This is a genomic window from Methanoculleus sp. (genome assembly GCF_020696975.1).
Classification (GTDB): domain Archaea; phylum Halobacteriota; class Methanomicrobia; order Methanomicrobiales; family Methanoculleaceae; genus Methanoculleus.
Genome location: NZ_JAJGBK010000029.1, coordinates 1 through 25,669 on the forward strand (window position 1 = coordinate 1; position 25,669 = coordinate 25,669).

At 60.0% G+C, this 25,669-nt stretch carries 35 protein-coding genes; 9 read left to right on the forward strand and 26 right to left on the reverse strand.

What is annotated here, in order from left to right:
• The 5 genes from mtrG to QZ650_RS08530 form a co-directional block, all read left to right on the forward strand.
• The coding region (mtrG, locus tag QZ650_RS08510) for a tetrahydromethanopterin S-methyltransferase subunit MtrG (RefSeq protein ID WP_292522491.1) at nucleotides 1-507 on the forward strand (507 nt) is incomplete at its 5' end.
• Between the two features lie 16 nt (nucleotides 508-523).
• The gene (mtrH, locus tag QZ650_RS08515; protein WP_292521101.1) at nucleotides 524-1,561 is read left to right on the forward strand and encodes a tetrahydromethanopterin S-methyltransferase subunit H; all 1,038 of its coding nucleotides are present in this window, start codon (nucleotides 524-526) and stop codon (nucleotides 1,559-1,561) included.
• A 145-nt stretch (nucleotides 1,562-1,706) separates the two neighbouring features.
• Nucleotides 1,707-2,405 carry a GTP-binding protein gene (locus tag QZ650_RS08520; protein WP_261596549.1) on the forward strand — a complete coding sequence of 233 codons (699 nt, stop codon included), beginning with the start codon at nucleotides 1,707-1,709 and terminating at the stop codon, nucleotides 2,403-2,405.
• Nucleotides 2,392-3,426 (forward strand): ABC transporter ATP-binding protein, encoded by a 1,035-nt coding sequence (locus QZ650_RS08525; protein WP_292521115.1) that lies wholly within the window; start codon nucleotides 2,392-2,394, stop codon nucleotides 3,424-3,426. The genes QZ650_RS08520 and QZ650_RS08525 overlap by 14 nt, the downstream gene beginning before the upstream one ends.
• A 1-nt stretch (nucleotide 3,427) precedes the next feature.
• Nucleotides 3,428-4,192, forward strand: a complete 765-nt coding sequence (locus QZ650_RS08530; protein WP_292521096.1) for a DUF364 domain-containing protein — start codon at nucleotides 3,428-3,430, stop codon at nucleotides 4,190-4,192.
• Nucleotides 4,193-4,999: 807 nt separating this feature from the next.
• Here the strand turns inward: QZ650_RS08530 and QZ650_RS08535 are convergent.
• Nucleotides 5,000-5,350 carry a winged helix-turn-helix transcriptional regulator gene (locus QZ650_RS08535; RefSeq protein WP_366932188.1) on the reverse strand — a complete coding sequence of 117 codons (351 nt, stop codon included), beginning with the start codon at nucleotides 5,348-5,350 and terminating at the stop codon, nucleotides 5,000-5,002.
• Nucleotides 5,351-5,741: 391 nt separating this feature from the next.
• Between QZ650_RS08535 and QZ650_RS08540 the strand changes: the two genes are divergently transcribed.
• Entirely contained in the window at nucleotides 5,742-6,596 is an 855-nt protein-coding gene (locus QZ650_RS08540; RefSeq protein WP_292521095.1) for a hypothetical protein, read from the forward strand.
• A gap of 866 nt (nucleotides 6,597-7,462) precedes the next feature.
• Here QZ650_RS08540 and QZ650_RS08545 read toward each other — a convergent pair.
• From QZ650_RS08545 to QZ650_RS08575, 7 genes are all read right to left on the reverse strand, one after another.
• Nucleotides 7,463-8,443, reverse strand: coding sequence for an EF-Tu/IF-2/RF-3 family GTPase (locus QZ650_RS08545; protein WP_292521093.1), 981 nt, complete (start codon nucleotides 8,441-8,443; stop codon nucleotides 7,463-7,465).
• Between the two features lie 89 nt (nucleotides 8,444-8,532).
• On the reverse strand, nucleotides 8,533-8,946 hold the full coding sequence (locus QZ650_RS08550; protein WP_292521091.1) for a hypothetical protein: 414 nt from the start codon (nucleotides 8,944-8,946) through the stop codon (nucleotides 8,533-8,535).
• 7 nt (nucleotides 8,947-8,953) lie between these two features.
• Nucleotides 8,954-9,739, reverse strand: coding sequence for an energy-coupling factor transporter transmembrane protein EcfT (locus QZ650_RS08555; protein WP_292521089.1), 786 nt, complete (start codon nucleotides 9,737-9,739; stop codon nucleotides 8,954-8,956).
• Complete coding sequence (locus QZ650_RS08560) at nucleotides 9,670-11,193, reverse strand: ABC transporter ATP-binding protein (protein ID WP_292521087.1); 1,524 nt, start codon at nucleotides 11,191-11,193, stop codon at nucleotides 9,670-9,672. The genes QZ650_RS08555 and QZ650_RS08560 overlap by 70 nt, the downstream gene beginning before the upstream one ends.
• Nucleotides 11,183-11,749, reverse strand: a complete 567-nt coding sequence (locus QZ650_RS08565) for a hypothetical protein (protein WP_292521086.1) — start codon at nucleotides 11,747-11,749, stop codon at nucleotides 11,183-11,185. Before QZ650_RS08565 ends, QZ650_RS08560 begins: the two co-directional genes overlap by 11 nt.
• 379 nt (nucleotides 11,750-12,128) lie before the next feature.
• Entirely contained in the window at nucleotides 12,129-12,326 is a 198-nt protein-coding gene (locus tag QZ650_RS08570; RefSeq protein ID WP_292521084.1) for a hypothetical protein, read from the reverse strand.
• A 33-nt stretch (nucleotides 12,327-12,359) separates the two neighbouring features.
• On the reverse strand, nucleotides 12,360-13,121 hold the full coding sequence (locus tag QZ650_RS08575; RefSeq protein WP_292521082.1) for a histone deacetylase: 762 nt from the start codon (nucleotides 13,119-13,121) through the stop codon (nucleotides 12,360-12,362).
• 212 nt (nucleotides 13,122-13,333) lie between these two features.
• Here QZ650_RS08575 and QZ650_RS08580 point away from each other — a divergent pair, with 212 nt between their 5' ends.
• From QZ650_RS08580 to QZ650_RS08590, 3 genes are all read left to right on the forward strand, one after another.
• Nucleotides 13,334-13,876 carry a GyrI-like domain-containing protein gene (locus QZ650_RS08580; RefSeq protein ID WP_292521080.1) on the forward strand — a complete coding sequence of 181 codons (543 nt, stop codon included), beginning with the start codon at nucleotides 13,334-13,336 and terminating at the stop codon, nucleotides 13,874-13,876.
• A 158-nt stretch (nucleotides 13,877-14,034) separates the two neighbouring features.
• On the forward strand, nucleotides 14,035-15,162 hold the full coding sequence (locus QZ650_RS08585) for a V-type ATP synthase subunit C (RefSeq protein ID WP_292521077.1): 1,128 nt from the start codon (nucleotides 14,035-14,037) through the stop codon (nucleotides 15,160-15,162).
• Between the two features lie 10 nt (nucleotides 15,163-15,172).
• A complete protein-coding gene (locus QZ650_RS08590; protein WP_292521075.1) occupies nucleotides 15,173-15,817 on the forward strand; it encodes a V-type ATP synthase subunit D in 645 nt (214 codons plus the stop codon).
• Here QZ650_RS08590 and cmk read toward each other — a convergent pair.
• The 18 genes from cmk to QZ650_RS08680 form a co-directional block, all read right to left on the reverse strand.
• Nucleotides 15,814-16,359 (reverse strand): (d)CMP kinase, encoded by a 546-nt coding sequence (cmk, locus tag QZ650_RS08595; RefSeq protein ID WP_292521073.1) that lies wholly within the window; start codon nucleotides 16,357-16,359, stop codon nucleotides 15,814-15,816. The two genes, QZ650_RS08590 and cmk, sit on opposite strands and share 4 nt — an antisense overlap.
• Nucleotides 16,359-16,979: a DUF106 domain-containing protein gene (locus QZ650_RS08600; protein WP_292521071.1), complete on the reverse strand. Its 621-nt coding sequence runs from the start codon at nucleotides 16,977-16,979 to the stop codon at nucleotides 16,359-16,361. Before QZ650_RS08600 ends, cmk begins: the two co-directional genes overlap by 1 nt.
• Nucleotides 16,980-16,985: 6 nt before the next feature.
• A complete protein-coding gene (locus QZ650_RS08605) occupies nucleotides 16,986-17,561 on the reverse strand; it encodes an adenylate kinase (protein WP_292521111.1) in 576 nt (191 codons plus the stop codon).
• Between the two features lie 276 nt (nucleotides 17,562-17,837).
• A complete protein-coding gene (secY, locus tag QZ650_RS08610; protein WP_292521069.1) occupies nucleotides 17,838-19,271 on the reverse strand; it encodes a preprotein translocase subunit SecY in 1,434 nt (477 codons plus the stop codon).
• 20 nt (nucleotides 19,272-19,291) lie between these two features.
• Nucleotides 19,292-19,717: an uL15m family ribosomal protein gene (locus QZ650_RS08615; RefSeq protein WP_292521067.1), complete on the reverse strand. Its 426-nt coding sequence runs from the start codon at nucleotides 19,715-19,717 to the stop codon at nucleotides 19,292-19,294.
• Between the two features lie 5 nt (nucleotides 19,718-19,722).
• A complete protein-coding gene (locus QZ650_RS08620) occupies nucleotides 19,723-20,184 on the reverse strand; it encodes a 50S ribosomal protein L30 (protein ID WP_292521066.1) in 462 nt (153 codons plus the stop codon).
• The gene (locus tag QZ650_RS08625) at nucleotides 20,184-20,801 is read right to left on the reverse strand and encodes a 30S ribosomal protein S5 (protein WP_292521064.1); all 618 of its coding nucleotides are present in this window, start codon (nucleotides 20,799-20,801) and stop codon (nucleotides 20,184-20,186) included. Before QZ650_RS08625 ends, QZ650_RS08620 begins: the two co-directional genes overlap by 1 nt.
• A 1-nt stretch (nucleotide 20,802) precedes the next feature.
• A complete protein-coding gene (locus QZ650_RS08630; protein ID WP_292521062.1) occupies nucleotides 20,803-21,330 on the reverse strand; it encodes a 50S ribosomal protein L18 in 528 nt (175 codons plus the stop codon).
• Entirely contained in the window at nucleotides 21,330-21,782 is a 453-nt protein-coding gene (locus QZ650_RS08635) for a 50S ribosomal protein L19e (RefSeq protein ID WP_292521059.1), read from the reverse strand. The genes QZ650_RS08630 and QZ650_RS08635 overlap by 1 nt, the downstream gene beginning before the upstream one ends.
• Nucleotides 21,775-22,206, reverse strand: a complete 432-nt coding sequence (locus QZ650_RS08640; protein WP_292521057.1) for a 50S ribosomal protein L32e — start codon at nucleotides 22,204-22,206, stop codon at nucleotides 21,775-21,777. The genes QZ650_RS08635 and QZ650_RS08640 overlap by 8 nt, the downstream gene beginning before the upstream one ends.
• Nucleotides 22,207-22,211: 5 nt before the next feature.
• Nucleotides 22,212-22,736, reverse strand: a complete 525-nt coding sequence (locus QZ650_RS08645) for a 50S ribosomal protein L6 (RefSeq protein WP_292521055.1) — start codon at nucleotides 22,734-22,736, stop codon at nucleotides 22,212-22,214.
• 14 nt (nucleotides 22,737-22,750) lie between these two features.
• Entirely contained in the window at nucleotides 22,751-23,143 is a 393-nt protein-coding gene (locus tag QZ650_RS08650; RefSeq protein ID WP_292521053.1) for a 30S ribosomal protein S8, read from the reverse strand.
• 12 nt (nucleotides 23,144-23,155) lie between these two features.
• Nucleotides 23,156-23,335: a 30S ribosomal protein S14 gene (locus QZ650_RS08655; RefSeq protein WP_292521051.1), complete on the reverse strand. Its 180-nt coding sequence runs from the start codon at nucleotides 23,333-23,335 to the stop codon at nucleotides 23,156-23,158.
• 3 nt (nucleotides 23,336-23,338) lie between these two features.
• Complete coding sequence (locus QZ650_RS08660; RefSeq protein WP_292521049.1) at nucleotides 23,339-23,842, reverse strand: 50S ribosomal protein L5; 504 nt, start codon at nucleotides 23,840-23,842, stop codon at nucleotides 23,339-23,341.
• Nucleotides 23,839-24,567, reverse strand: coding sequence for a 30S ribosomal protein S4e (locus tag QZ650_RS08665; protein WP_292521047.1), 729 nt, complete (start codon nucleotides 24,565-24,567; stop codon nucleotides 23,839-23,841). Before QZ650_RS08665 ends, QZ650_RS08660 begins: the two co-directional genes overlap by 4 nt.
• Entirely contained in the window at nucleotides 24,567-24,932 is a 366-nt protein-coding gene (gene rplX, locus QZ650_RS08670; protein ID WP_292521045.1) for a 50S ribosomal protein L24, read from the reverse strand. The genes QZ650_RS08665 and rplX overlap by 1 nt, the downstream gene beginning before the upstream one ends.
• Nucleotides 24,933-24,945: 13 nt before the next feature.
• Nucleotides 24,946-25,344 carry a 50S ribosomal protein L14 gene (gene rpl14p, locus QZ650_RS08675; protein ID WP_292521043.1) on the reverse strand — a complete coding sequence of 133 codons (399 nt, stop codon included), beginning with the start codon at nucleotides 25,342-25,344 and terminating at the stop codon, nucleotides 24,946-24,948.
• Nucleotides 25,341-25,667, reverse strand: coding sequence for a 30S ribosomal protein S17 (locus QZ650_RS08680; protein ID WP_292521041.1), 327 nt, complete (start codon nucleotides 25,665-25,667; stop codon nucleotides 25,341-25,343). The genes rpl14p and QZ650_RS08680 overlap by 4 nt, the downstream gene beginning before the upstream one ends.
• Nucleotides 25,668-25,669: the final 2 nt, after the last annotated feature.

The following is a 25,669-nucleotide window of genomic DNA, read 5'->3' on the forward strand; positions in this document are numbered from 1 at the left end:
GGTACGGAGGTTAAGGGACACCTCTCCGGTCAGAGTTTCATGGCTCTGCATGCCGGCGGTGTTTCGGGCGGAAAGATCGTCGGAGCCCAGGGAGCCATCCCGTTCATCGAGAACCTCTCCGATGAGGCGATCAAGCGCTTCCAGGACCAGGTCGAGATGGTCAACATCATGGAAAGCGAGGACATGGGCACCATCAAGGCCAAGATCGACGAACTCAAGGCCAGAGACCCCGGTGCGTTCGGCGCAGAACCCATGGTTGTCGAAGTCAAGGAAGCGGGCGGCGGTGCGGCAGAAGTTGCCGTTGCAGGCGCTAACCCGCAGTTCCTTGAGATCGAGGAGCGGCTTAATGCCATCGAGGAGAGGATCGAGTTCGTCGATGCCGAGATCGCTCAGCGCGTCGGAAGAAAGATCGGGCGCGATGTCGGCATCCTGTACGGACTGGTCGCAGGTTTGATTGTATTCATGATGTTGTTGGTATTACTGCCCAAATTGATTGGGTACCTGTAAAGGAGGATTGGCGAATATGTTCAAATTCGAAAAAGAGCAGACGGTACACGACTTTAATGGTACCAAGATCGGCGGGCAGCCTGGAGAATACCCGACCGTGCTCGGTGCATCCATCTTCTACAACAAGCACGAAGTTGTACTGGATGACCACACTGGAAAGATTGACAAGGCAAAGGCAGAAGCACTCTGGAACCGCTGCCAGGAACTCTCGGATATTACCGGCATTCCGCACTTCATCCAGATGATCGCCGAGTACGGCGAGGCTTTCGACAGTTACATCGACTGGTTCTGCAGCATCGATGACAAGACCGCGTTCCTGATGGACTCGTCGGCACCCACGGCGCTCGCGCACGCCTGCGAGTACGTCACCGAAGCGGGTGTCGCCGACCGTGCGATCTACAACTCGATCAACGGCTCGATCCTGCCCGAGAACATCGAGGCACTGGCGAAGAGCGACGTGAATGCAGCAATCGTCCTCGCCTTTAACCCCGGCGACCCGTCGGTCTCCGGCCGTGAGAAGGTTCTGGTCGAGGGCGGCGTCGCCGGCCAGGAGATGGGTATGCTCGAGATCGCGGAGAAGTGCGGCATCACCCGCCCGATCCTCGACACCGCGGCGACCCCGCTCGGTCTCGGCTCCGGTGGCTCGTACCGTGAGATCCTCGCCTGCAAAGCTATCCACGGTCTCCCCACCGGTGGTGCGTACCACAACATGACCGTCTCCTGGACCTGGCTGAAGCGCTGGAAGGGAACGAAGAAGACCCCCTCGCAGCAGCTCGCCGGCCTCGAGGGCAAACAGGGTCTCGTTGAGCAGCTCACGCACCACTACCTCGGCGGCACGGACGGTATGCGCCAGGCGGCCTGGTCTGCACCCGATATCGGCTGCAACATGATTGCAAGCACGCTCGGTGCCGACCTCATCATGTACGGCCCGATCGAGAATGTCGAGGCGATGATCACCGCTCAGGCCTACTCCGATATCGTTATCCTGGAAGCGGTGCGTGACCTCGGCATCGAGCCTCAGGTGGACACCCACCCGTTCTTCAGGCTCATTTAAACCCTTTTTTTTGCAGTTCCGGTGAACGGTATTCGTCCCCCCGCTCTGAGGAGGGGCTGCGCCCGTGTAAACCGGTTTACCCTGAATTGATGGCTTTAGTAATAACTATACATTGGCGAGCCCTATACCAGATCATCAGGCGCCTATGAAGCTGATTACCGTTGCAGGCCCCCCATCTTCGGGGAAGACCTCTGTTATCCTCAAAACCATCGCAGCTCTCGGGCTGCCCCCGGGGAGCGTGGGCGTCGTGAAGTTCGACTCGCTCACCTCCTTCGACCACCAGCGCTACGATGAACAGAAGATACCCAACCAGACTGCTTTTGCCGGAAAGATCTGTCCGGACCACCATTTCGTCAGCAACGTCGAAGGGGCGGTCGAATGGGGCATGAAGAAGGGGTTGTCGGTTCTCGTCACGGAGAGCGCAGGGCTCTGCAACCGGTGCTCGCCCTACGTGAACGGCATCTTATCGGTCTGTGTCATCGACAACCTCTCCGGCATCAACACCCCGCGGAAGATCGGCCCGATGCTGAAGTATGCCGATATCGTCGTTGTCACGAAAGGGGATGTGGTCTCCCAGGCGGAGCGCGAGGTCTTCGCCTTCAACATCCGTGAGGTGAATGCATCGGCAACGGTTCTCTTCGTGAACGGGATCACCGGCCAGGGAGCGTTTATGCTTGCCCGCCACTGGCAGGATACACTGGATATCCGGACACTTCGCGACCGTAAACTCAGGTTCACGATGCCTGCCGCCATCTGTTCCTACTGCACCGGCGAGACCCTCATCGGGGAGATGTACCAGATGGGGATGGTCAAAAGGATGGAGTTTGACGATGAAAGCCCCTGACTATGTTGCAGAGGTCTCGTCGGTGCCAATCGGCGATATCCTTCGCCGTTATCCTCTTGCGGTTGATTACCTCGCCAACATACGGCTGGTTGGGGTTGATGAAACAAAGACGCTTCCCGAGATCCTGGAAAACGTCGATGAGGATATGCTTGAGGAGTTCGGGCTTGACCGCGAGGAGGTTATATTCCATTTCAGTGCATTTCTTGAGGCATTCTCGCGAATGGAAGAGTCTATCGAGACGATCTCCTCAATCACGATCCTCGGCTGGCGAGACAAGGCGGGGAGGCCCGAGATGCTTGAACTGACGGTGACACCCGGCGAGGTCGTGAGCATTGTCGGTCCCACCGGCTCGGGAAAGAGCAGGCTGCTTGAAGATATCGAATGCCTTGCCCAGCGCGACACGCCGACTGCAAGACAGATCCTCATCAACGGTTCGGTCCCTGATCTCGATAAGAGATTCTCTACCGGGGGGAAGCTGGTAGCCCAGCTCTCGCAGAACATGAACTTCGTCATGGACTTAACGGTGCAGGAATTTCTGGAGATGCATGCAAAAAGCCGGATGATCCCGGACTCCGCCGCGGTTGTAGAGAAGTGTTTTGCGGTCGCCAATTCATTGGCAGGGGAGAAGTTCACCCTGGATACGAAAGTCACCCAGCTCTCCGGGGGGCAGTCGCGGTCGCTGATGATCGCCGACACCGCTCTCTTGAGTTCATCCCCGATCATCCTCATCGACGAGCTGGAGAATGCAGGAATCGACCGGCGGGAGGCGATCGAGATCCTCGTCGGCAACGAGAAGATCGTCCTCATGTCGACGCACGACCCGCTTCTTGCCCTCCGTGCCGACAAGCGGATCGTCATCAGAAACGGAGGCGTGACAAAAGTGATCGAAACGACCGCGGAAGAGGAGCAGACACTGCATAAGATCGAGGCGATTGATTCTGCCCTCCTTGTTATCCGCAACCAGCTCCGGAGAGGGGAGATCGTTACAGAAGAGAGCATTCCGGAATTTCAGGAGAGATGATATGTGGGAATTATACAATGCGTTGATCGAAGGGATCCCCGACGACATTATCGTTGAAGATATGGTCCTCGGCGGGGAACTGACGTATGTTGAGGCGAACGGCGGCATCGGTATCGCTGGATACCGGTATTATATCCAGCGCGCCCCGATGATGACCGAAAACAGGATCGGGAAACCGTTGAAAGAGGTGGCCGGGTGTGTGAAGTCCTGGAATCTGTGGGAAGCATCGATCGGCAACGCGGCGATCAACGCGTGGTACAATCATCCAGATACTGCCAGGAGAGCGGGGATCGAGGTTGCAGAGAAGAAACGGGTCGAGGAACGGCTGAAAGACCCGTTCATCAAGTCCCAGAATCTTGTAAAGGGGAAGAAAGTCTGTGTTGTCGGTCATTTCCCGTTCCTTGAGAAGTTGATCGCCCCCGTCTGTGACCTGAGTATCGTTGAGTGGGACCCCGAGGAGGGAGATTACCCGTACTCGGCCTGCGAGTACCTGCTGCCGGAGTCCGATTATGTGTTCCTGACCTGTGGCGCTCTCGGCGACAAAAGCATGCCGCGGCTCCTCGAACTCTCGGAGAACGCAGAGAGAGTGACGATCGTGGGCCCGGGAACTCCCCTCTCTTCGGTCTTCTTCGATTACAGCGTCTCCGATCTCTCGGGTTTTGTCGCAACCGATGCTGCACTCGCCAAACGGATTCTTGCAGGAGCGGAAAGCCGGAGGATCTTCGGGGCAGGGATGAAGGTGCAGTATCTTCGAGGCGAGGTTTGAGGGGGGTTGCGGCGCCTTTTTTGCTTTGATGAAAGTGCTGAGGAAAAAGGAGCGGGCGCCGGACAACTCAGTTTTCGAGATGAACACCCCTGCCTCCATCCCATAAAGAGACGTGTAGCCCCCACCCCACCCGCGCTTCACGCTCCTCCCCCGCCCGTGAGGGGCGGGGGCAGTCATGGCGATACCCTATGGAAGGCCGTATCCTCCAGGGCGAGCCGGGGTTTCACCGTTTCTCCAGCACCTCCCGTGCAGTGGACCGTGGGGGTGTCCTCCTTGGGGGAGGGGCCGACGGGGAGGGGGCGTGTCCCCTCCCCTGTCTCTATCGTCATACTTCAGGTGCTCAAGACCCAGATCTGAGAACTGTTGCCCCCACCCCACCCACGCTTCGCGCTCCTCCCCGCACCTTCGGTGCTTCAACTCCTGCCCTTCGGCCAGTCGTTCCCCGCCCGCAAGGGGCGGCGGCAGTGCGTGGCGATAGTCACGGGGAAGCCGTGCATGGTTCTTTTCCAAACAGCGCCATTCTCAAAGACGATCGGAGGACATATCAGAGCGATGGACATCTTTCAGTTTGCGAGCAACTTCATCGAGGCTAAAAAGGGCATGGCGCCAGCGATGAGGGAAGGTATTACGGATCGAATATGGACCTGGAAGGAGCTCTTGACATCATTTTCAGTTATAACTTAGAGCACTACCCGGACAGGAGGGTCTGTCGATACCCTATAACCAATTCTGGAGCTGTTGGAGTGATCGCCCCCTTGGAAAATGCCCGCATCACCCTTGCCCGCTGCTGATCACGTTTTTCGGCGCTCATAGGGCCGGGGTGTGATCTTCAAGGCAACCCGGGGAAGAGGGGTAGATCTCGTCCAGAGTGCGTGCCCGAGAGTCCTCAAAGACCTCGTCGGCGTACCATTTCGTATCAATGGCCAGGAAACTCATAAGAATAGGGATGGTATCGTTCCCTTTCTCCGTAAGTTCCCATTCAACGACCCGCGGACATTCCCTGACGATCCCCGCCCGGATGAACCCGCCCTCCCCAAGTTCGCGCAGCCACATGATGAGGACACGCGAGGTCAGGCCGGGAAGAGAATGCCGGATCCGGTTAACTTGATTTACGTTCTGGAGCGGGCGGCCGACGGCGGTGTGAGGGTACGATCCGATCTCCGCCGTTCGGCGCGGCGCCCGGTTCGAGGCTGTGGTGGCCTAGTTTTGATCTGGAACCGATCGGAGAGGCCCGACGTGTAGATGCGTGTCACAGAAAAGGTATATAGAAGAACGTTGACGTCTCCATTGTGGATACCGAAATCGGTATCCCGAGATGCGCGGGGTCGCCCATCCACGGTTCACGGCCGGATGACGCACCCCGCATGCCCGGAGGCAAAAGGAATGTACACATTCCGTGTACTTAAACATGTCCCTCTTCTGCCTCCGGGAGAAAGCGGAGGAAATGTCAATGAATGGAAAACTAGGAATGCGGGCATTCTCCGGTACGAAGATTTCAGAACACAGATTCTCCTCGGTGAGGTTCCGAGGTACAATTAACCTTTTTTTTATGACGAGAAGTATCACCCTCCTGGCGCTCGGGCTCATCCTTGCGGTGATCGTCTGCAGTATCCCTGCAGGTGCGGTGGTGACGCCCCTCCCCGGGCAGGGGAACCAGACGGGAATTTTGTTTGGGGTCCACCCGAATGCGAAGACCAACGAGACGATCACCGCGTTCATCGCCGAGCACGGGGAGATCTGGTGGCATGAGGGTGCGTACAATCACACGCATAAGTACGTGTACGTCGTGCCGGCGAACGCCTGCGAAGAACAGCTCGTCTACTTAAACCGGATAGCCGACGAACACGGCGGCGAACAGTCCATCGAGCAGATCTGGATCATCGGCTGCGATGAAGCGCTGCCCCGGGCTGCGGAGCTCACATTCCCGAAGATTTTTGCGAAGTATCCGGCGCTCAGCAACGACAGAGAGCTGCGGTCGTACGTCGAGAATCAATCCCCGGGCCGGTACGAAGAGTTCAAGACCGGGTCTTCTCGGGCGCAGGTCTGTTTCATCAACGATACGGGGGTTTTCACGGAGTACATCGTCGACCTCTCGGGCGGAGAGATCGTCTCCACGACGTACGTCTCGGAAGAGGACCTGCCGGTCAACAAGTCCGCAGCAACGGCGCAGGCCTTCTCCGGGAAGCCCCCGGACGCCCGTGTCGAGAATATCGTGCTACGGGCCTACGATGACACCATCGTCTGGGAGGTTACGGTCCGGGCCGGTTCGAAGGCTGATGTCGTGCAGGTCCCCGCGGACCCGGCATCCGGTCATCCGCCCTGGACGGCAACACCAGGGTTTGGAGCGGTCGTTGCTGTTTGTGGTATCGGAATGGGTATTGTTCTGTGTCGGAAGCGACGATAGGGGGCGGGAGCAACATGGCTGCGAACGCCCCGCTCGCACGGGGGAGGTCTCGCATTTTGTCTTCCGAAGTGTACCAAATTTTGAGCCCGAATGTCGAGTTTCTTGTGCCCGATCCCCGCCGTCCGGCGCGGCACCCGTTTCAGGCCATGTGGACCCTTTTTTGCGGCGGATCGATCGGACGAACCGGATGAGTTGATGCATGTCACAGAAATGGTATAGAGAAAAACGCTTACGCCTCCATCACGGATACCGGGATTGGCATCCCGAAATGTCTGGGATCCCCCCAGCCACGGTTGACGCCCGGATGAAGAACCCCACAAACCCGGAGGCAAATAGGTGTTATGCGTTCTGCGTACTTAAACGTATGCCTCTTCTGCCCCCCGGGAACAGAAACACGGAGGTCGAATAGATGAAAGCAAAAACTGGACTGCAGGTATTCTCCATGCTCCTGGCAGTGCTGTTGGTGAACGTGGGGGTTGTGTCTGCGGTGAGTACAGAGAGTGTAGAAAATGTATCGCAGGGTTGGTTCGACACGCTCAATCACCAGAGCTCATTGTCATTTAATACGCAACTATTCAGGGCACCCGATGAACCGCCATCGGCATGAGGGATTTCCCTTGGAACGCCCCTTTCAATTCTGACAGCACCGGGCGGTCGTGTTTCTTGACCGTCGATATGAATTCCCTGACCCTGTAGAAATTCATAGCTCACTCTTCACTCCGGAGGTCTTCTGTTTCAGTTTCAATTTAGATATCATAATAAAAAGATCTTTTGGTTGGGCTGAATAGTTACGAACCGTCAACCTTCGCACACAGTAAATTGCTGCCCTGTGCCCCGTAAGGGGCCCCGGCAGCAAGCCCCCTGCGTTAGCGGAGGGTAGTTGATGGCAGTTCGATATTCCCGACGATCCTGAGTTTCCCGCCTTCGAGGTAATGGAGGACTGCCGTATCGCCGGGAAGATAGACAAGGTCTTTTTCCAGCGCAAGCGTGAGCGTGGGCTGCCGCCAGTCTCCGTCGTCCCGCACCGCTTCCACCCGCGCCGGGATGAACTGCATCCAGTGGCCGATATGAAGCACCGTCCCCGCCGTGAGCGGGGAGGGCCAGTATCGGACCAAGGTGGCCCGTGCTTCAAGGTTTGACCGGGCCTGGATCGCAGGGTCGTCCGAGAGGACATACCCGCGGTCGAGGTCGTCGGACTCGATGTTCTTGAGCGCGAGCCCTACACGGTCGCCCTCGGCAGCCCAGTCGAAGTCATCGTCATGCTTCTGGATGGACCGGACCGTGGCCGTCTTCTCTCCCGGGTAGACCTTCAATGTGTCGTGCTTCTTGATCCCGCCCCGGACCACGCCGCCGAGGATGACCGTCCCGATGCCGCGGACGTTGAAGTGGTGATCGATCGGGATCGTTCCCACGGCACCGGCCCCGGGCTGGACCGAGGGGCGGGCATGCGCTTCGCCAAGCAGGCGGTCGCGGAGCGCAATCGGGTCTTCGTCTACGAACTCATAGCGTTCGAGCACTGTTCCCCGGAGAAGCGGCGCGACCCCATCGGGGGTTAAGTAGTTCTGGAGGATGATGTAGCCCTGCTCCACCCCGACCTCGTCGAGCATCAGCACCCATTCCCCGAGCGTCGGGGTGATCTCGCTCACCACGATGAGAACCGCATCCGCCATCGACGCGGCATAAAAGAGCGGGGCCAGCCGCTCGGGATACCGTGTCGGTTCGATGATGGTGACGGTATCCTCGCCCTTCTTGAGGTTATAGAACGTGATATCGGAGGCCGTGCCTTTCTTCCCGAGGTCTTTCGCGTAACCCACGGGTCCCAGCACGGCAACATTCAGATTGCCCATATCTGATCTCTTGGTTATCCAGGGGTATGAGGTTTACTCAGGCGTTCCTGACGGCGTATCCCGCAGATCCTCAGGTTCCTTCTCAAATGTCAGAAACGAATGGAGCGCCCGATCAACCGTTCCACGGCCGCGCGGAATTCCCGGAACTGCTTTGAGATTTCCGGGCCGGCAGATCCCGGATAAGCGTTCGCGCCCCGGACAACAGCGGAATGCCCGTCCATCTCCAGCCGCAGGTGCCAATAGGTGACGTCACAGCAGGAATGGGCGGAGACGTACTCCGGCTCCCACGCCCGAACCCCGAGCCGATCGACGGTCTCCCGAAACCGCGCCCACTCTTCGGGGGCAGGAGACGCCTCCATCACCACCCCCGAGTAGCCGCCGGCACTCGCCCACTCGTAGAGGAGCCGGCCGTTCCGGCCGTCCACGAGCCTGACATAGAGGGACGGCCCGACGCTCCCACCGATATAGAACTCAAACACCTCCGGGGCCCCACCGCTGCGCATAATCAGGTTATACGACCAGCACGGCCAAATACCCTGCGACGAGAAGGCTCATGCAGCAGATCCCGGCAACATCGGCCCTGCCGGGAGCAACGTCACGCATCGGCGTCCTGGCGCCTGAGCGGTAGCCTCGAAGGTCGATGGTCAGCCCGAGGACCGTGGCTTTCCCGAGGGAGTTTGAGACCAGGGGGATGATGATGGGGAAGAGTCCCCGGATCTTCCCGGCAGGTCCTCTTCCCGGGTTGTAGGCGCGGGCGAGCTGCGCCTCGTGGATGCGCTTCCCCTCAAGTTGCAGACTCGGGATGAACCGGAGTGCTATCAGGAGCATGAGCGTGTAGTCGACGGGCATCCGGAGACGGTCCATGAGATGGACGAGATCGCGCGGCTGGGTGGATATGACCAGGAGCTGGAAGGCAAAGAGCATCGCGGCGAACCGAAGCGACATCGCGAGCGCAAGGCCGATCGCCCCCACTGTGACGGGAAAGGCCCCGCCGATCACCGGGACCGACGGCGGGACCAGGTAACCGAGGATCTCGCCGTTCTGGACGGTAAAGATGGTGAGGATAAGCAGGCTTGCCGCGAGCGAGACGAGCAGGGGCACCTGCCGGAGAAGGTCGCGGCCAAGCCCACCTGCTACCGCTACGGCCACGACCGCCCCGGCAAGGCCCGCAAGGGGCAGGGTATCGCTCGTCAGCACCGCAAGGGCCACGACGACGGCCGCAAAGATCAGTTTGGTGAGCGGGTGGAGGCGGTGAAAGACGCTCTCCCGGATGACGTACTGCATAATCTCGGACATGGTTCCTCCTCATAGGTTCTGCTGTCACGGATGACTCTTCCCTGTTCCATCCTGACGATGCGATCTGCATACTCCGCCCCGAGACGCATATCGTGCGTCACCATGACGATCGTGTGGCCGTCCTGCCGCAGGCGGCCGAGGATCTCCATGACCCCCACCGATTCGCGGGCGTCGAGCCCGGTCGTGGGCTCGTCGAGCACGATGACCTTCGGCTTCATGGCGATGACGCAGGCGATCGCCAGGCGCTGCCGCTCGCCCCGCGAGAGCGAGCGCGGGTAGGCCGTCTTCCGGTGGAGAAGGCCCACCTCGCGAAGGGCCGCATCGACCGGCTCCTCCGAAGCGCCGGGGTCGATGTTCTTGAGGCCGAACGCCACCTCGTCCGCCACGGTCTCGGCAAAGAGCATGGTGTCTGGGTTCTGGAAGACGAGGCCCACATGACGCGCGAGTTCCGCTATCGGGACGGTTGCGGCGTCGAGGCCGTCGACAGTGACGCTGCCTTCGGTCGGGCGGAGCAGCCCGTTGAAGTGCTTGACGAGCGTCGTCTTCCCGGATCCGTTTTCCCCGGCCACGGCCACGATCTCTCCGGAAGCGACATCGAGGTCGAGGCCCCGTATGGCCGTGACACCATCATAGCGGTGGACGAGCCCCCGGACGGATATGACGGGGACTCCAGGGGAGGCTGCCGGTGCGGGGAGGCGTGCTCTTCCGCCTGCAAGCTGCTCCTGGACGGACTCCTGCATCATCTCCGCGGGAGACCCGACCCTTGCGATCGCTCCGTCTTCGACGACGACCATCCTGTCCGCGATGGCGGCAAGCTCGCCGAGTTTCTGCTCGACGATGAGCACGGCGGTGCCCTCGCCGGAGAGCCTTTGGAGGAGAGCGGATACCGCAGCGGTCGCCTCCGTGTCCAGTTCGGCGGTGGGTTCGTCGAGGATCAGGATCTTCGTGCCGAGCGCGATGGTTGCGGCGATGGCGACCCGCTGTTTCTGCCCCCCGGAGAGGGTGTGCGGCGCACGGTCCGCAAGATCGGCGATCCCGGTCGCCTCCATCACCTCGTGGAGCCTCCGCTGCATCTCCTCCCGGGAGAGGCCGAGGTTCTCGAGGCCGGACGCAACCTCCTCCTCGACGGTCGTGAAGATGAGCTGGGCGTCGGCGTCGTCGAAGACCACCCCGAGGTGCCTCCCGATCTCGCCCATATTCCGGTAGTCCCGGACGTTTCTGCCGAGGAGGGTGATCGCACCCCGGAGCGTGCCGCCGTACTCGTGGTGGAGGATGCCTGACGCCGCAAGGCAGAGCGTCGTCTTCCCTGCCCCGGTCGGGCCTGTGACGAAGACGATCTCCCCCTTCGCGATGGCGAGGCTGATACCGCTAAGTGCCGGCGTCTCCGATCCGGGGTAGGTATAGGAAATATCTCGAAGAGAGAGGGCGGTCTCCCGCCCGGTCTCAGGACTCATCGACCAGCCTCGCATCCCGCGCCGGAGCCGTCTGCCGCGTACCCCGCATCAGGGCCCGCGATGCCGGCATCTCGAGCGCCAGGGCGACGGCGGCGTTGACCCCCGCCGTGATCAGGACGATCGGCACGGTGACCGCGAGGAACGCCTCGAGCGTCCCGAACTTGTCAAGGACGGTCGGGGCCACGGCGAGGATGGAGATGAAGATGAACGAGAAACCGCTCGCGAAGGTGGCCAGAAGTGTCGTCACCGCCGGGGCGAGGATGAACCGCTCCCGCAGCATCATATACGTCCCGAGACAGACAACCGCACCGATGGGTTCGCTGACAAGGTTCGCGGGCGGGAAGATTGAGTGACTGAGGAGGGCACAGATGATACCCGCAACGACGCCGATCCCGAGCGCCTCCCTGAACGTAGGCACGACAAGGATGATGGCGAGGCTATAGAAGGCGATCACAAGGTTCGATACGATGGGGCCGGGGATCAGGAGCGACATGTACCTGATGATGGCCCCGACGGCAAGAAGTATGCCGATGATTGCAATATCTCTCGATTTCATGGTATCAGTTTCACAGTTGGAGTTCGACGGGCGATTCGGTTTGAAAGATCAGTGCGTACGCCAGCGTGGCTGGGGGAGGGGCCAGAAGAATTCTCCAGGGATGCTCCTGATGAGGGGGGGTTGGATGGGAGATCCCGGTACCTCAATAAACATCATTGTACAAAATAATACATTGAAGTATAAATAACTGCCTGGAACCAGGATCCAGGTCCGTCAACGCCGGGAGGACAGGAGCGTTACGATAGGCACCGCACCGCATCGCGGAGCGTTGTCGGGAACTCCGGCCCCGGGCTCGTCCCGGTGAACGTGAGACTGCTACAGGGGTGCATCGTGACGACAGAGGCTATCGGTGCGGCAGTCAATGACGAACCCGAGCCCGTCACATGAGGACGGCGCGCCCGCCGCTCCCGTACTCCTCCACGAGCAGCCGGGTGCTCGTCTTCGCCTCACCACCTTCGGGGGTTGGGCGCGCTCCCTCAAGGGCGGCACATATCGCCCTGACCGCTGCGGCGTGCGACCGCCCGTAGCCCCCTTCGAGCACGAGGGCGAGCGCCGTGCAGCCCGCGTCCACCAGCATCCCGGTCAGGACCCCGAAGTCATCGGGACGAAGTTACATCGAGCCGAGCGGATCATCAAAAAGCGGGTCCTGGCCCGCCGATACTACCAGGAGGGCCGGCTTAAAGCCCCGGATCGCCGGGACGAAGACCTCCCGGAAGACCAGTGCATAATCGGCACCGGTCGAGCCTGCCGCAAGCGGGATGTTGATCGTATACCCGACGCCCGGGCCGGCGCCCTGCTCATCCGGCCACCCGGTCCCGGGGAAGGTTCCTGCCTGGTGCACCGAACAGTAGAGCACCCGGTCCGAGGTGTAAAACGCCGCCTGTGTCCCGTTCCCGTGGTGCAGGTCCCAATCAATGATCGCCACCCGGGCAACCTCCCGAAGCGCCTGTGCTGTTGCCACGGCAACGTTGTTGAAGAGGCAGAACCCCATTGCCCGGTCCGGCACGGCATGGTGCCCGGGCGGGCGGACCAGGGCAAACGAGTGTTCCCCGTCGAGCGCCCGCTCGACAGCCAGGATAGCAGCCCCTGCCGCATAGAGGGCCGCATCAAACGATCCGGAGGTGACATAGGTGTCGGGGTCGATGTAACAGGCCCGGCCGGGAGGGCACTCCTCGCAGAACGAGCGGATTGCCGTGATATGCCGGTGCGTATGCACCCGCGCCAGGTCATCGGGGGCTGCTTTTGTCGGGGCAATCCGGCGGGCATCGGCCGGCACACCGGTGAGGGCGGCCTCAAGGCGTGCCTGCGACTCAGGGTGCCCGGGATGGTCGTGGGCCCGGAAGAGATCGTCCGTCACGACCGAGTACGGCATGATGATCGGAGGGGGGTTGCCGGCGCAGGATATGAATCTTGCCTGCCGGACGGGGATGATCCGGGGGGCGACAGGGGCACTGACCACACTACGGTTGACCAGGCAGCTCCGGGTTCAGCCCCTAATCGAGAGAAACGGAACGCTGTTCGTGCATCGGAAATTACGCACCAGCACAGACGCAGGTGCCCCGGCAAAGGTATTTGAGGGGAGAGATGGAACTGTCAAATAAGAAGGCGGAGCATAGACCGCGTACAGGTAAAAAGAGGCTCCCCCGGAGACCAGACCGATATTACATACCAAACCGGAGGGATAAGATGCCGAGAGTATCAGAGATCGAGGTTCTACGAAGAAGGGAGCAGCCCACCATATCGATCCGCACCAGAACAAAAGTCGAGGATTTACCCGGGCTGATCGGCGAGAGTTACTGCAAAATGGGAGCCTACTTGAAGGAACTGGGCGAACTCCCATCAGACATTCCGTATGTGGCCTACCACAACATGGATATGCAAAACCTTGACGTAGAGATAGGGTTTCCCGTACCGAAGGCATTGCCGGCGAGGGGTGATATTCGCCCGGGTTTCATTCCGGAAGGCAACGTTGTCTTTTGCATGTACCGTGGCGCATACCGGGAGATGGCGGACTGGATAGTGAAAAACGGGCTTAAGCCTGCCGGCACCGCTTATGAATACTACTATAACGGGCCCGGGTATCCCAAGAGCGAACTGTTGACCATGATTGTTATGCCGGTAGCATAGGCAGCATCCTGGTGACCTGCCGCATCCCGATAGACCGTTCTTGATTGTCAGATGAACCCGCACATGTTGCCGAAACCCGGACCGAGTCCTCCGGTTCGTCCACCACCTCCCCGATCGACCGGGTGCGCATTTATAGGAGGTGGCAGTAATGGGGGTGCATGCCACCGTCCGGCGTGATCTCTCCATCATGCATTTATGCCTGTACCCGGTTTCGGGTGCGGAGGACTACGCTCCTCCCTCATGAGGAGTACCTGCGGATCATGCGGATGAGCATACCGGAAGTCGTCGCCCACCTCAGTCACCGGGAGGATTACAGGCAGGAGATCATGGATCTCGCGCATGACTATACCGGCGCCCAGCTCATCGAAGAGGCGGTAAACCGTAACCTGTCGCGGTCGTTCCGGCACGCCATGGCGATCGCTCCCGGCGACCTGCAGACCCTGACCATGGAATACCTCACCCGGTGGGATATCGCAAACGTCATGGCAATCCTGCGGGGCACTGTTCACCGTGTACCCCGGCAACAGATCCGCGACCTCCTCATCCCGGCCGGCGAGATCGACAGCCCACTCCTCGACAACCTGCTCGACCAGCCGGACTGCGGTAGGGCTATCGAGGCCCTCCAGGGCTGGCGGCTCCATCCAATCCTTTCAGAGCACTACCAGGCCTGCGGGGAGCAGGGAGTCTTTGCCCGGTTTGAGAACGAACTCTACCGGCAATACTATGCCGAACTGCTCAATCTCGGCACATCCGGATGCGGCGGGTGCCAGGAGCTGGTCGACTACCTCCGGTTCGAGATCGATATAACCAACATGAGAAACCTTCTCCGGCTTCACTGTGCAGAAGAGGCGTGCGACATCACGGTCATCGACCGGACCATGATCCCAGGCGGCCGGATCCCCACGAGCCTCTTCCGGCGGCTCTACGGCATCGAGACGGAGGGGGAGTTCGTCAACGTCTTCCTGGAGACCGAGATCGCGCCGGTTCTCGCCCAGGCAGTGCGCGAACTCCGGCAGGATCCGGACTTCTCCAGTGTTGACGCTGCAGAACTGGTCTGGCAGCGGTGGCACCAGCGCCGGCGACCCGTTCATGAGATCGAGATGGCAGTCACCCGCATCAGGCTCCACCAGATGGAGGCGCTCTCCCGGCGTCACCCGTTCTCAGTCCTGGCGGTGCTTGCATACCTGGAGCGGAAGAAGTACGAGGTCGCGAACCTGCGGGCAATCGCACGAGGGAAAGCATTCGGTCTGCCATCCGAGCGGATATGGCAGTATATTGTCCTATAGGCGAGACAGCATGCCGCCCGATGATATCAAACCCACCCGGTCCGGCCTCCTGGTCGTCAAGCGGCGGATGGCGCTCGCGGAACGGATACACCGCCTTTTATCCATGAAACTCGACGGCATGGTGCTGGAACTGACCAGACTCACCGAGCAGGCAGCCCTGCACCGCAGGGAGCTCGAAGAGAAGTACACCGGGGCCCGGGAGATGGTGGCAGTCGCCGCCATGATGGAGGGGGGGACGGGAGTGCTCCTTGCGGCGCTCTCGGTGGAGGCTATCCCCACCTACACGGCCGGACACAAGAATGTCTTTGGCGTGCGGCTCCCCGACCTCGGACCGGTGATGGTAAAAAAGACGCTCGATCAGCGGGGTTACGGTATCCTCGGGACATCGTCGGTCATCGATGACGCTGCCGATGCCTACGAGGACCTCCTTGAAGCCATTATCACAAGCGCTGAACTCGAAGGCGGGGTTAAGCGCCTGCTCGACGAGATCGAGCGGACCCGGCGGCGGGTGAACGCGCTCGAGTTCAAGGTCATCCCGGAGCTTACACAGATACGCCGATTTATCGAGGACCAGCGCGACGAGATGGAACGGCAGGAGTGGACACGGCTCCGGCGCATTAAAAAGATAAAAGCAAAGAGGGCAAAGATGCCCTAAGAGGTTTCGGTCTGCCGCCGCGCGAGGCACGCGATTGCGGCATCCACAATCGCACCGAGGGCATCTACGCCGAAGGTCTCAGACGAGAGAACGATATCGTATGGCGAGAGGTCGCTGATATCAATATCATAGTAGTTCAGGTAGCGGGTTGCTTCCGAACGCTGCCGGTTCTCCGTGTAAACCCGGGCCCCCTCTTCGTCCATTCCATCACGGCCTGCGATCCGTTTTGCCCGGCAGGAGAGCGAGGCAGAAAGCCAGATCCGGAGATCGGCGTTCTCGATCATCCGCCCGGAGAGCCGGCCTTCGACGATGATATTCTCGGTGCCCTCGCCGATCTCTTTCTGCCGGAGATCGATCATCCGGTCAACCGAGGGATCGTTCTCTGCGAACCTGCCGAACTCGGCAAGGTCCATGCCGTGCTCACGGGCGAGCTGACGGAAGACCTCTCCTGCGGATATGAGTTCAAGCCCGTACTTCCCGGCAAGGTACCGGGCGAGCGATGTGGTGCCACTTCCCGGCGGGCCGCTGATGGTGATCCGCATCAGAGTCCTCCGATGTTGAGAGACTTCCTGATCACCTGGCTGATGGCCAGCGAACAGAGCATGTACCAGAGGATCCAGGCGGGGACAATCCAGAACGCAGAGGCCGAGAGACCGACGGTTCCGAGGAAGGGCATGACGATGCCGCTCGCGATGGTGGCCGGCGCGTCGATTGCCGGGAGCCGCAGGAGAAGCCAGAAGAAGATCGGCACCGTCAGCACGAGGATGATCGCCATCGGAGTAAACTGCTGCCGGGAGATCTCAAGCTGGTCCTGCATCATCCGTTCCTGCTTGCCCTGGAGTTTCTTAATCTTCTTCTCGTCCCCGGAGAGCTGGGCCTCCCGGAACTCCTTCTGGAACGCCCGCATCTTCACCTGCGTCTCCTGCATCTTCTCGTAATCGATGGTGTACTTCTGGACCAGCGACGAGTACAGGCCCGTTATGCCGGAGAGGATCATGATCATGACGAAGAACGGTACGCCAAAGGTATCGATGAAGGGGCCCAGCACTACATCCATCGCCGAACCGACCGTCACCCGTATCCATTCGATGCTGTATGAGAGCATCACGAGCATGGTAAAGACGAGGGCGATCGTCGGGCCGTGCTTCTTCAGGTCCACCATGTCAGGTTACCTCAGCGCACTCACCAGATCGTCGATGCCTCGTTCAAGCAGGAAGTTTTCGTTCTTGACGATCTTGATGGTGCAGCCGGTGTACATCGCATACGCCGCACTGATAGCGCGGTTGAACTCCTGGTGCTCGGCAATGGCCCGGGCTCCTTCCATATCGCGGACTCTTGAGGCGTCACCGAGCCGACGCATCAGGATCTGGTCCGGGTCGGTCTCCACCAGCACGATTACATCGGGCATCAGCTCGCGGAGCACCCACTCAGGCAGCCCTGCAAGGAACCCCGTCGGGGTCTTGACGCTGCTGTGGGTATCGATGATGACGTTCGCATCTCCACTCATGGCGGCAATCCCTGAGGCAGCAGCCTGCTGGAGACGTTTCTGGACGTCCTTTCCAAGTTTTCGCATCTCATCGCGATTCGAGACCAGGTTCTCCTTCATGGCTACATCAAACATGAACGTGCCGAAGTTGACGGCCTGATAGGCGACACCCTCGGCCGCCAGTCTCTCCATCGCACCATTGATGACGGTGGTCTTCCCGACGCCGGGAACCCCCGTCACGACGACTTTCTTCCCCAAGTCTATCACTCCATTTAGAATATGGTTGCGTGTAAAATAAATCCGCGCATGAAGAGTAATTCCTTTCGGAATCTTTCCGGGCCCGGACGGCCCTGATGGGTGCCCGGGCGAAAAAGGGTGTTGAGTCGGGTTGGGAAAGGAGTAGATTTGGATGATGCACCTATCAACAGGGGTGCACTCGATCGAGAGGATTACACTCCAGTCGAAGCGAGCGCTTCGCGCCGCTTCTCCCGGAGTAACTCCTCCGGCCCGACCCGCGAGGTCGGGCCTTCGGACTTACTCCTTCCCAAAGAACCCGCGCATGAACGGGTACATCTCCATGATCTGCTGGCTTGCGACCTCCTCGTAGAGCCGGTAAGTGATACTCACCGCAAGCAGCAGTCCCGTTCCGCCGACCGCTCCGATGACACCGAAGAGGTTCGCCACGACCGAGAGGATCCCGATGAACGCACCGCCGATGATGGTGATCCGCGGGATGTAGCGGTCGAGGTACTTCACAAGCACCTGCTCGTTCCGGCGGTAGCCGGGGATATGCATCCCGCTTCTCTGGATCTGCCGGGCCACGTCCTTTGAGTCGAGGCCTGCGGTCTTGACCCAGAAGAGCGCGAAGATCGCGCCTCCGACCACCATGACGGTGATATCGATACCCATTCTGAGAAGGATCTCCCAGGGGGCATGCCCGAGGTCGGTGAGCCACCACATCCAGTCCTGCGGCTGGTTGATGGGAGCGATATACCACATCAGGCCGTTGACCGGCACCTGTCCCTGGAACTCACCGAAGATGGTTATCCCGGCGTTCGAGAGGAACATCCCGATCATCTGGATGTTCGCCTGCAGCACCCGGACCAGGATCATCGGCAGAACACTTGCGTAGATGAGCTTCACCGGGAACCGCGCGCGAGCACCGCGGACAGCGGTGTGTGCAAGCGGGATCTCGATACGGGTCGACTCCACGTAGACGATGACCATGAAGATCACGATCGTCGTGACCAGGGCGAGCAAGTCCGTGCCGAAGTATTCGAGGAAACTTGCTCCCGACGTCCCTATGGCGAACAGCCGCGGGAAGAACCCGATCGGGAAGGGGTCAGTGCCCGTCTGCCAGTTCAGGAAGCCGTTCACGAGACCCTGCGAGACTCCTGCAACGATGAAGAGCCCCACGCCCGAACCGATACCCCACTTGGTCACGACCTCATCCATCAGCACCACCAGGAGGCCGCCTATGCAGACCTGGAGGAAGATCAGGAGCGAGACCGTGAGCATATTCCCGCCGAAGAACTGCATCGCCACCGACGGGTCGGGCATCATCATCCCGCTCGCAACCATGGGGAACGCTTCGACGATGATCATCACGAAGATGAGCATCTTCTGCAGGCCCATATACATGACCTGCCCACGTGCATCACTGGTATCGATCTGCAGGATTCCGGCGCCCTTGAGCAGCTGCAACACAATCGACGCGGTGACGATCGGCCCGATACCAAGATGCAGGAGCGAACCGCTCGCACCAGCAAGCAGGGCACGGTACATTCCAAAGAGATCCTGTGACTGTGGAGAGAGCCCAAAGATATCAATATTGGTCAATGAGAAGTAGAGAAGCAGGATTGCAAGCGTCCACAGGAGTTTATTCTTGAAGTGGACATGCCCCTCCGGACTTCGGACTGCAGGCATCGCTGCAAGGATTGGTTCAAATCTATCCAGCAGATCTCCCATGATTTCACCTGAAAAGAGGATCAGACGGTCGTTGCCTGACCGCCCATCTCCTCAATTTTTGCCCGGGCCCGTTCTGAAAACTGCCGGGCAGAGATACTCATCTTGTGAGTGACTCTTCCGCCACCAAGTACCTTGTCGATACCGAGTCCAGTGACGTCGAGGGCGATGAGGTCGCCCTCCTGGGAGGCAAGCCCCTCGCGGAGCAGCACCTCGGCCATCTGGTCGATCTCCCCTATATCGAGAGCAGATACCGGCACGGAAGTCTTGTTGACGAAACCGTGCTTGCCGTTGGATATCTCACCCTTCAGGTAGAAGTGGGAGAAGCGGTGGTCGCGCTGCCCGGCTCTACCCCGTCCACCCCTGTTGCCGGCGCCACGCCGGTTTTTGTGCGTGCCGCCGCCACAGGTCCGTGAACCCCTGTATTTGGTTCTCTTGTTTACGGGCATCAGTCTCACCTCATCTTGTAGAGGAGATCATTGATCTCCGGGCCATAGTAGCCGAGAGCCCCACCCTGCTGAAAGGTTCGCTTGATTGTTTTATAGCCCTTTCGTGGGGGATGCAGTCTCAGCACCGGCTTGATCTCCGCCAGATCGCGGAAAGTTATCTCACCGTTGCAGAGGGCCGCTGCGAACTCGTCAATGCCGGCATACGGGGTATGCGCACGGACGTAGTCATCGGTCAGCCGCTCGTCTCCCGTCAGGCGACCCCGGGTGCGCAGGAGGGTGGCCAGAGTATCCTGATCCACCTCGCCGTACGCCACGTAGTCCTTCACCTTGCGAATCATGCCCAGATACGCCGGGGTATCAGGCACGAGAACGCAGTGGTTGATGTGGTGCAGACGGAGCATCTTTAAGGTGTCCTTGATCTCACGGTTGGTGTTGACCACGCCGCGCACCTGCACTATCGCGTACATCACTCATTCCCTCCGATCCGGACGATATTCGTCTGCCGGAGTGCCTCAAACGTCGCCTTCGCGTAGTTGATCGTCGTCCGGGTCTGCCCCCGGTTGAAGGCCCAGACATCCTTGATGCCTGCAAGCTGCAGGACCTTCTTCGGGATATCCCCGGTCACGAGGCCAATACCCTGCGGCGCGGGCTTCAGCGTCACCTTGACGCTTCCTGCCTTGCCGGTCACCTCGATGGGGATCGAGTGGGCGGTATCGCAACCACACTCCCAGCTCCCGCATCCCCTGGAGACCTTGATGAGATTCAGTTTTGCGTTTGCTATTGCTTTCTGGATCGCGTTACCGACCTGGGTGTCCTTGCCCTGGCCAAACCCGACATAGCCGTTCCGGTTGCCGACCACCACAACGGTGCGGAACTTCACACGGCGGCCCGAGTCGGTCATCCGCTGGACCATATTGATGTCCAGCACCTCGTCCTCCAGGTCGGGCACGAGGAAGTCGACGATCTGCGGCTCCTTGATTGGTCTACCGCTTGCGAGCACCTCATCAATACTGGTGATCTCGCCTGCGGCAACCTTGCGCCCGAGACCGGTGAGCGGAATCCATTCTTCCTGTACGTATGCCATGTCACACCAGCTCCTTCATGATGGCCTGAGCCACAGCCTCTACATTCGCCACCAGGTTGCCTGCCCGCTCGGGAGCATACCCGGCGATATGGGCACCTTTGAGCCGCTCTTCATCGGGGAGAATCGACTCGCCATAGGGGACATCGAGACCTCCGTCCACTGCCCCCTTGAGGGCGGCAAAGACACGCGCACCGGGTTTCGCCCGGGCGAGGCCGATGTCGAGGATCGCCTCATCGTACCCTGCATTCAACGCCTTGACCGCAAACAGCATCCCGGTCAGGTATGCCGCCGGGGTGCACGCAGTCGTTCCCTCGTAGCCGAAATCGGCAAGTTCAGCCGAGTACGCAGCCACCAGGGTCCGGTCTCCCTCAATCTCGGGGACGACCAGTTGTACGATGATCTGCCGGTTCGTCTTCCGGACGACCATCCTCGGCGTTCCCGATGACAGGAGCGACATCCGCTTGTAGTAATCAGTCTTGCCCTCGTGCCTCCTGCGGAAGGGCACGAAGTATCTTGGGCCGGTTGCCATTATTTCATCCTCCCTGCCATCGTCTCAACATGAGCCGTAAGATGCGATACACTCCGGAACTGACCTCCGGAAGCCCGCCGGTACATCACGCGATAGAGACTCCGTTCAATTGTGCCTTCGCTGCGCATCTCGCGCAGGACGCGACGCTGTGCCCGGATCTTCCTGATCCAGGACCGTTTGCTGGAACCCCGGGCACCAGCGGCACCCTTCCTCCGGCCCGGACCTTTCCGGTGGCCGTAGGAACGCTTCGCCATCCGCGCACGTGCTCTGCCACGGCTGTTCCCCTTGACAGGGTGCGCCCGGATCACGCCTTCCGCGACGAGTTCACGCAGGTCGCTTCTGGAGATGGCCGCCTCGATATCGGCCTGGCGTTCAGGATCGAACCAGACACGGTTGACGCCGCACTTGAGGATGGCGGCTGCCATTCGCTTCTGGCTGGCGAGATCACTCATCCTCGTTCACCTCTTCTTCGGTTGCGACAGGTTCTTCAGCCGCACGGGTGAGGTCTTTTGCGTTGAGCACCTTGAGCCCCAGTTCCATGGCCCGCGTCTGGATCACTCCACGCTTCCTGTTGCCGACAGACCCGCCGATCCGGACAGCCTGAGTCTCGGGATTCAGTCCCGTAAGTTCCGCAGGCGTAAACACCCGCACTTCCTCATAGCCGCTCGGGTGCATTCCGCGGATCGCGGCAGGGCTTCCGTATCCCGGCCGGGGCAGAGCACCCTTTGCCTTGAACTGCGCTCTCTGCTTGCTCTGTAGACCACGCGGACGCCGCCAGACATCCTCGAGTCTCGACTTGCGGTGCAATCCCCGCCTCTTGAAGGCAGGCTTGTTGTGCCGGGTGCGGACGCGGATCAATCTTCTTGTTTCGTCCATTATTTTCACGCCCTCTCGGTGATGTAGATGCCGTCCTGGAACACCCGGGGATCGCGCTTCGTGATCCTGGTCGCGTGCTCGATGTTTGCGGCCGTGTTGCCCACCTTCTCCTTGTCGATACCGGTGAGAGTCACCTCATCGCTCCCAACCTTGACGGTGACGCCCTCGATGATCTTTGCTACCCGGGGCTGCTTCTCGCCAAGGAAGTTGTTGATCTCAAGGCGGTTGCCCTGAAGTTTCAGCTGGATCGGGAAGTGGCTGTAGACCACCTTCATGCGGTACTCGTAGCCTTCGGTGACACCCCGGAACATGCTCTTGACCAGGGCCTCAAGCGTCCCGCTCATGGCAAGGATCCGCTTCTTGTCGGATGCCGTGGCGACGACGACTTCACCGTCACCAACCGTGACATCAATCTGGGGGAAGCGCATGTCACGTACCAGTGTGCCCTTCGGTCCGGAGACCGTGAGCACGCTGCCTTCGAGCGTAGCGTTCACACCGGGAGGGATCTCAACCTGTCGTGTAATTCCCATACTCTCGCCCTCCATCAGTAGACGTATCCCAGCAGCTGCCCGCCGATACCCTGGCCCCGGGCCTCTTCGTGGGAGATGACTCCCTTCGAGGTGGAGACGATCAGGATGCCGAAGTTCTTTGCGGGGAGGTACTGCGACTCCCAGTATTCCATGTCAGCCATCGCCACCGGGAACCGGGGGGTGATGGCGCCACACTTATTGATCGTTCCGGTGAGCTGGACCCGGAACTGGCCGCCGCGGCCGTCGTCGATGAACTCGAAGCCGCCGATAAAGCCGTTTTCCTGCATGACGCGGAGCATTGCGCCGAGGAGCTTGCTGGCGGGTTCGACAATAACCTCGTTCTTTCCAGCATCGCCGGCATTCTTGATTGTGCTCATCGCATCAGCGATTGGATTCAGTCGTGCCATATTCTCTAACCCCTAGTTCATCTTCTTAAAGCCCATTTTTCCAGCCCACTCGCGGAAACACTGGCGGCAGAAGTAGATGCCGTACTTGCGCACAAGGCCCTGCTTCCGGCCACAGATGCGGCAAGCGTTCGCGCCACGGCCAAACTTCTTCTTGTTCTCGCTCACAGAAGGTGCGCCTGATTCTTCTGCCATACCTTACACCTCCACCTGGTAGCGCTCGCGCATGAACGCGATGGCTGCCTCTTTATTCACTTTCTGGTCCGCCGGCAGTTTCCTGCGCTCGACACTCCGGCGCGCGATCCGCACGCCTTTGTACTCAAGCACCACGTTGATGTCCATGCCATAGATACCAATCATCGGATCGTAGGACATGCCCGGGAAATCGGTATGCTCTTCGATACCGAACGAGACGTTGCCGGTCTGGTCAAACTGCGAGGGTGCGAGGCGCCGCTCAATGATGTTGAGCGCGGTCTCGATGAACTTCTCAGCATTCTCCCGGCGCAGGGTGACCTTGCACCCGATAGGTGCGCCCTTCCGGATACCGAACGCCGGCTGGGTCCGCTTCGCGATGGTGCGGACGGATTTCTGGCCGGTGATCTGCCTCATGATATCCTCGGCCTTGACCAGCCGCTCACCGCTCTCTCCGACGCCCATGTGCACAACGACCTTATCGATGTAGATATCCTTCATTGCGCTCATGCCGAGGCCTCCAGCTCAGGTGCAATCGCGGACCGGCCGACCATGAAGATGTACTCCTCAATGGTCTCGAACCGCTCGGCAGCCGCATCGTCCACGAGGATGACGCGGTTGGGGACGGAACTCGCGGTCCTGATGATCTCGACAATCCTGCCGACCTTCCCGGAGTGCTTTCCGCCGACGACCATGGCCACATTGCCTTCTTCGAAGGGGAAGTGGTCGATGATCTGGAACCGGCCGTCACCATCTGTTCCGAGGGTCACAACGATGGAGTCTTTCGCCTTGTAGGTGTTGTCGGCGAGAATGTTTGCCCCGTATGCAAGGTTCAACTGGACCTTGCCGCCTTTGACGGTGGTCTTGTTCCGGATCTTGCAGAGCCGGGTCTTTGCGGACTCCGCCGGGATCTCGACGCCAACCAGGTTGCCCCGCTTGTCGAGCTGGATACGGTAGTGATTCCCGAGTTTCGGGATCGAGACGATATCAAAGACGCCAAGCCCCATCTGCGGGTCTCTGCAGGCCCGCCCATTGACGAGGACATCCCGCTGGTGCAGGATCTTCCGGACCTCACTCGCGTTCTGTGCGAGGCCAATGTGCTCGCGGAGCCAGACCCCGACCGGCAGTGCGCCGGCGTTGTGGGGACCGGGAGCGGTCTTCATGACGAATTTCTGTACTTTCTTCGGTATATGCCAGGACTCCGGCGCTACCAGTCGCTTAAGATATTTGGACATTATGCTCCGCCTCCGAGTCTCTCTTCACGGAGTTTGTCTTTCAGGTTGAGCTTCGTGACCTGCACGTTCGAGGGGTCGACCGGCCGGGGAACCTCGGTTCCGTCCGCCTTCGTCACCATCACGCCGTGCACGATCAGCCGGCACGTCTTCATGTCTACCGCATCGACGACACCTTCATCGCCGGCGAAATCTCCACGGAGCACCTTGACGGTGTCGCCCTTGACCACACGGGTCCTCCGGACGTTGTACTTTCCACGGAGTTCGGGGGCAAGCGATGCGGAGAGGAACCGGCCCCGGGTGTGGTTCGGTGCGTTGTAACGTGCCTTACGCTGTTTTCTCGGTTGTTTGCTTGCTATGCGTACCATGCTTCACCACACCTTACACGATTATCGTCGCCATAGAGGCGATCTTCGGGAACCGCTCGGCGATCTCGCGGGGGACGGCACCCTTGATCTCGGTCCCCTTCGGCTCGCCGCGCTCGTTGACGAGCACCATGGCGTTGTCCTCAAACGAGAGCCGGATGCCGTTCGGGCGGCGGATCTCCTTCTTCTGCCGGATGACCACCGCTTTCTCGAGTTTCCTCCGCATATCGGGGGTGCCCTTCTTGACGCTCACGGTCGCGATGTCGCCGACGCCCATGCAGGGCTGCCGCCGCCGGACACCGTGGTAACCGTCGACCGAGACGATCTCCACGAGCCGTGCGCCGGTGTTGTCGGAGCAGACCATCCGTGAGCCGGTGGCGAGGGCGCGCGGAATGGTCGACTGCATCGCCTTCATTCCTTCATCACCTCAACCACGACAAAGTTCTTGGTCTTTGAAAGCGGCCTGCATTCTGCGATCCGGACCACATCACCCACACCCGCATTGAGGCAGGGCGTGCTGTGAGCATGATACCGGGACCGGCGTTTCTCGTACCGCTTGTATTTCTTGACGTAGTGGAGGAACTCACGCTCCACGACGACAGTACCGTTCATACGGTCGCTCACGACTTTGCCGGTAATCACCTGGCCGCGTACCGGCAAAGTGCCGTGAAACGGACAATTTGCGTCCTCACATTCCGTTTCCGGAATGGGGACGTCCAACCCAATGTTTCGTGCCATTA

Excerpts from the sequence above, each read along its gene's own strand:
- rpl14p (WP_292521043.1), bottom strand. The coding sequence starts at position 25,344 with ATGAAGGCGATGCAGTCGACCATTCCGCGCGCCCTCGCCACCGGCTCA.
- QZ650_RS08640 (WP_292521057.1), bottom strand. The coding sequence starts at position 22,206 with ATGGACGAAACAAGAAGATTGATCCGCGTCCGCACCCGGCACAACAAG.
- QZ650_RS08650 (WP_292521053.1), bottom strand. The coding sequence starts at position 23,143 with ATGGCACGACTGAATCCAATCGCTGATGCGATGAGCACAATCAAGAAT.
- QZ650_RS08530 (WP_292521096.1), top strand. The coding sequence starts at position 3,428 with ATGTGGGAATTATACAATGCGTTGATCGAAGGGATCCCCGACGACATT.
- QZ650_RS08625 (WP_292521064.1), bottom strand. The coding sequence starts at position 20,801 with ATGGCATACGTACAGGAAGAATGGATTCCGCTCACCGGTCTCGGGCGC.
- QZ650_RS08630 (WP_292521062.1), bottom strand. The coding sequence starts at position 21,330 with ATGGCAACCGGCCCAAGATACTTCGTGCCCTTCCGCAGGAGGCACGAG.
- QZ650_RS08560 (WP_292521087.1), bottom strand. The coding sequence starts at position 11,193 with ATGAGTCCTGAGACCGGGCGGGAGACCGCCCTCTCTCTTCGAGATATT.
- QZ650_RS08575 (WP_292521082.1), bottom strand. The coding sequence starts at position 13,121 with ATGCCGTACTCGGTCGTGACGGACGATCTCTTCCGGGCCCACGACCAT.
- QZ650_RS08645 (WP_292521055.1), bottom strand. The coding sequence starts at position 22,736 with ATGGGAATTACACGACAGGTTGAGATCCCTCCCGGTGTGAACGCTACG.
- QZ650_RS08590 (WP_292521075.1), top strand. The coding sequence starts at position 15,173 with ATGCCGCCCGATGATATCAAACCCACCCGGTCCGGCCTCCTGGTCGTC.
- QZ650_RS08555 (WP_292521089.1), bottom strand. The coding sequence starts at position 9,739 with ATGTCCGAGATTATGCAGTACGTCATCCGGGAGAGCGTCTTTCACCGC.
- QZ650_RS08620 (WP_292521066.1), bottom strand. The coding sequence starts at position 20,184 with ATGTACGCGATAGTGCAGGTGCGCGGCGTGGTCAACACCAACCGTGAG.
- QZ650_RS08635 (WP_292521059.1), bottom strand. The coding sequence starts at position 21,782 with ATGAGTGATCTCGCCAGCCAGAAGCGAATGGCAGCCGCCATCCTCAAG.
- QZ650_RS08600 (WP_292521071.1), bottom strand. The coding sequence starts at position 16,979 with ATGGTGGACCTGAAGAAGCACGGCCCGACGATCGCCCTCGTCTTTACC.
- QZ650_RS08520 (WP_261596549.1), top strand. The coding sequence starts at position 1,707 with ATGAAGCTGATTACCGTTGCAGGCCCCCCATCTTCGGGGAAGACCTCT.
- QZ650_RS08565 (WP_292521086.1), bottom strand. The coding sequence starts at position 11,749 with ATGAAATCGAGAGATATTGCAATCATCGGCATACTTCTTGCCGTCGGG.
- QZ650_RS08680 (WP_292521041.1), bottom strand. The coding sequence starts at position 25,667 with ATGGCACGAAACATTGGGTTGGACGTCCCCATTCCGGAAACGGAATGT.
- QZ650_RS08655 (WP_292521051.1), bottom strand. The coding sequence starts at position 23,335 with ATGGCAGAAGAATCAGGCGCACCTTCTGTGAGCGAGAACAAGAAGAAG.
- cmk (WP_292521073.1), bottom strand. The coding sequence starts at position 16,359 with ATGCGGATCACCATCAGCGGCCCGCCGGGAAGTGGCACCACATCGCTC.
- QZ650_RS08540 (WP_292521095.1), top strand. The coding sequence starts at position 5,742 with ATGACGAGAAGTATCACCCTCCTGGCGCTCGGGCTCATCCTTGCGGTG.
- QZ650_RS08665 (WP_292521047.1), bottom strand. The coding sequence starts at position 24,567 with ATGTCCAAATATCTTAAGCGACTGGTAGCGCCGGAGTCCTGGCATATA.
- QZ650_RS08545 (WP_292521093.1), bottom strand. The coding sequence starts at position 8,443 with ATGGGCAATCTGAATGTTGCCGTGCTGGGACCCGTGGGTTACGCGAAA.
- QZ650_RS08570 (WP_292521084.1), bottom strand. The coding sequence starts at position 12,326 with ATGCTGGTGGACGCGGGCTGCACGGCGCTCGCCCTCGTGCTCGAAGGG.
- secY (WP_292521069.1), bottom strand. The coding sequence starts at position 19,271 with ATGGGAGATCTGCTGGATAGATTTGAACCAATCCTTGCAGCGATGCCT.
- QZ650_RS08550 (WP_292521091.1), bottom strand. The coding sequence starts at position 8,946 with ATGCGCAGCGGTGGGGCCCCGGAGGTGTTTGAGTTCTATATCGGTGGG.
- mtrH (WP_292521101.1), top strand. The coding sequence starts at position 524 with ATGTTCAAATTCGAAAAAGAGCAGACGGTACACGACTTTAATGGTACC.
- rplX (WP_292521045.1), bottom strand. The coding sequence starts at position 24,932 with ATGGTACGCATAGCAAGCAAACAACCGAGAAAACAGCGTAAGGCACGT.
- QZ650_RS08580 (WP_292521080.1), top strand. The coding sequence starts at position 13,334 with ATGGAACTGTCAAATAAGAAGGCGGAGCATAGACCGCGTACAGGTAAA.
- QZ650_RS08525 (WP_292521115.1), top strand. The coding sequence starts at position 2,392 with ATGAAAGCCCCTGACTATGTTGCAGAGGTCTCGTCGGTGCCAATCGGC.
- QZ650_RS08585 (WP_292521077.1), top strand. The coding sequence starts at position 14,035 with ATGCCACCGTCCGGCGTGATCTCTCCATCATGCATTTATGCCTGTACC.
- QZ650_RS08615 (WP_292521067.1), bottom strand. The coding sequence starts at position 19,717 with ATGCCCGTAAACAAGAGAACCAAATACAGGGGTTCACGGACCTGTGGC.
- QZ650_RS08660 (WP_292521049.1), bottom strand. The coding sequence starts at position 23,842 with ATGAGCGCAATGAAGGATATCTACATCGATAAGGTCGTTGTGCACATG.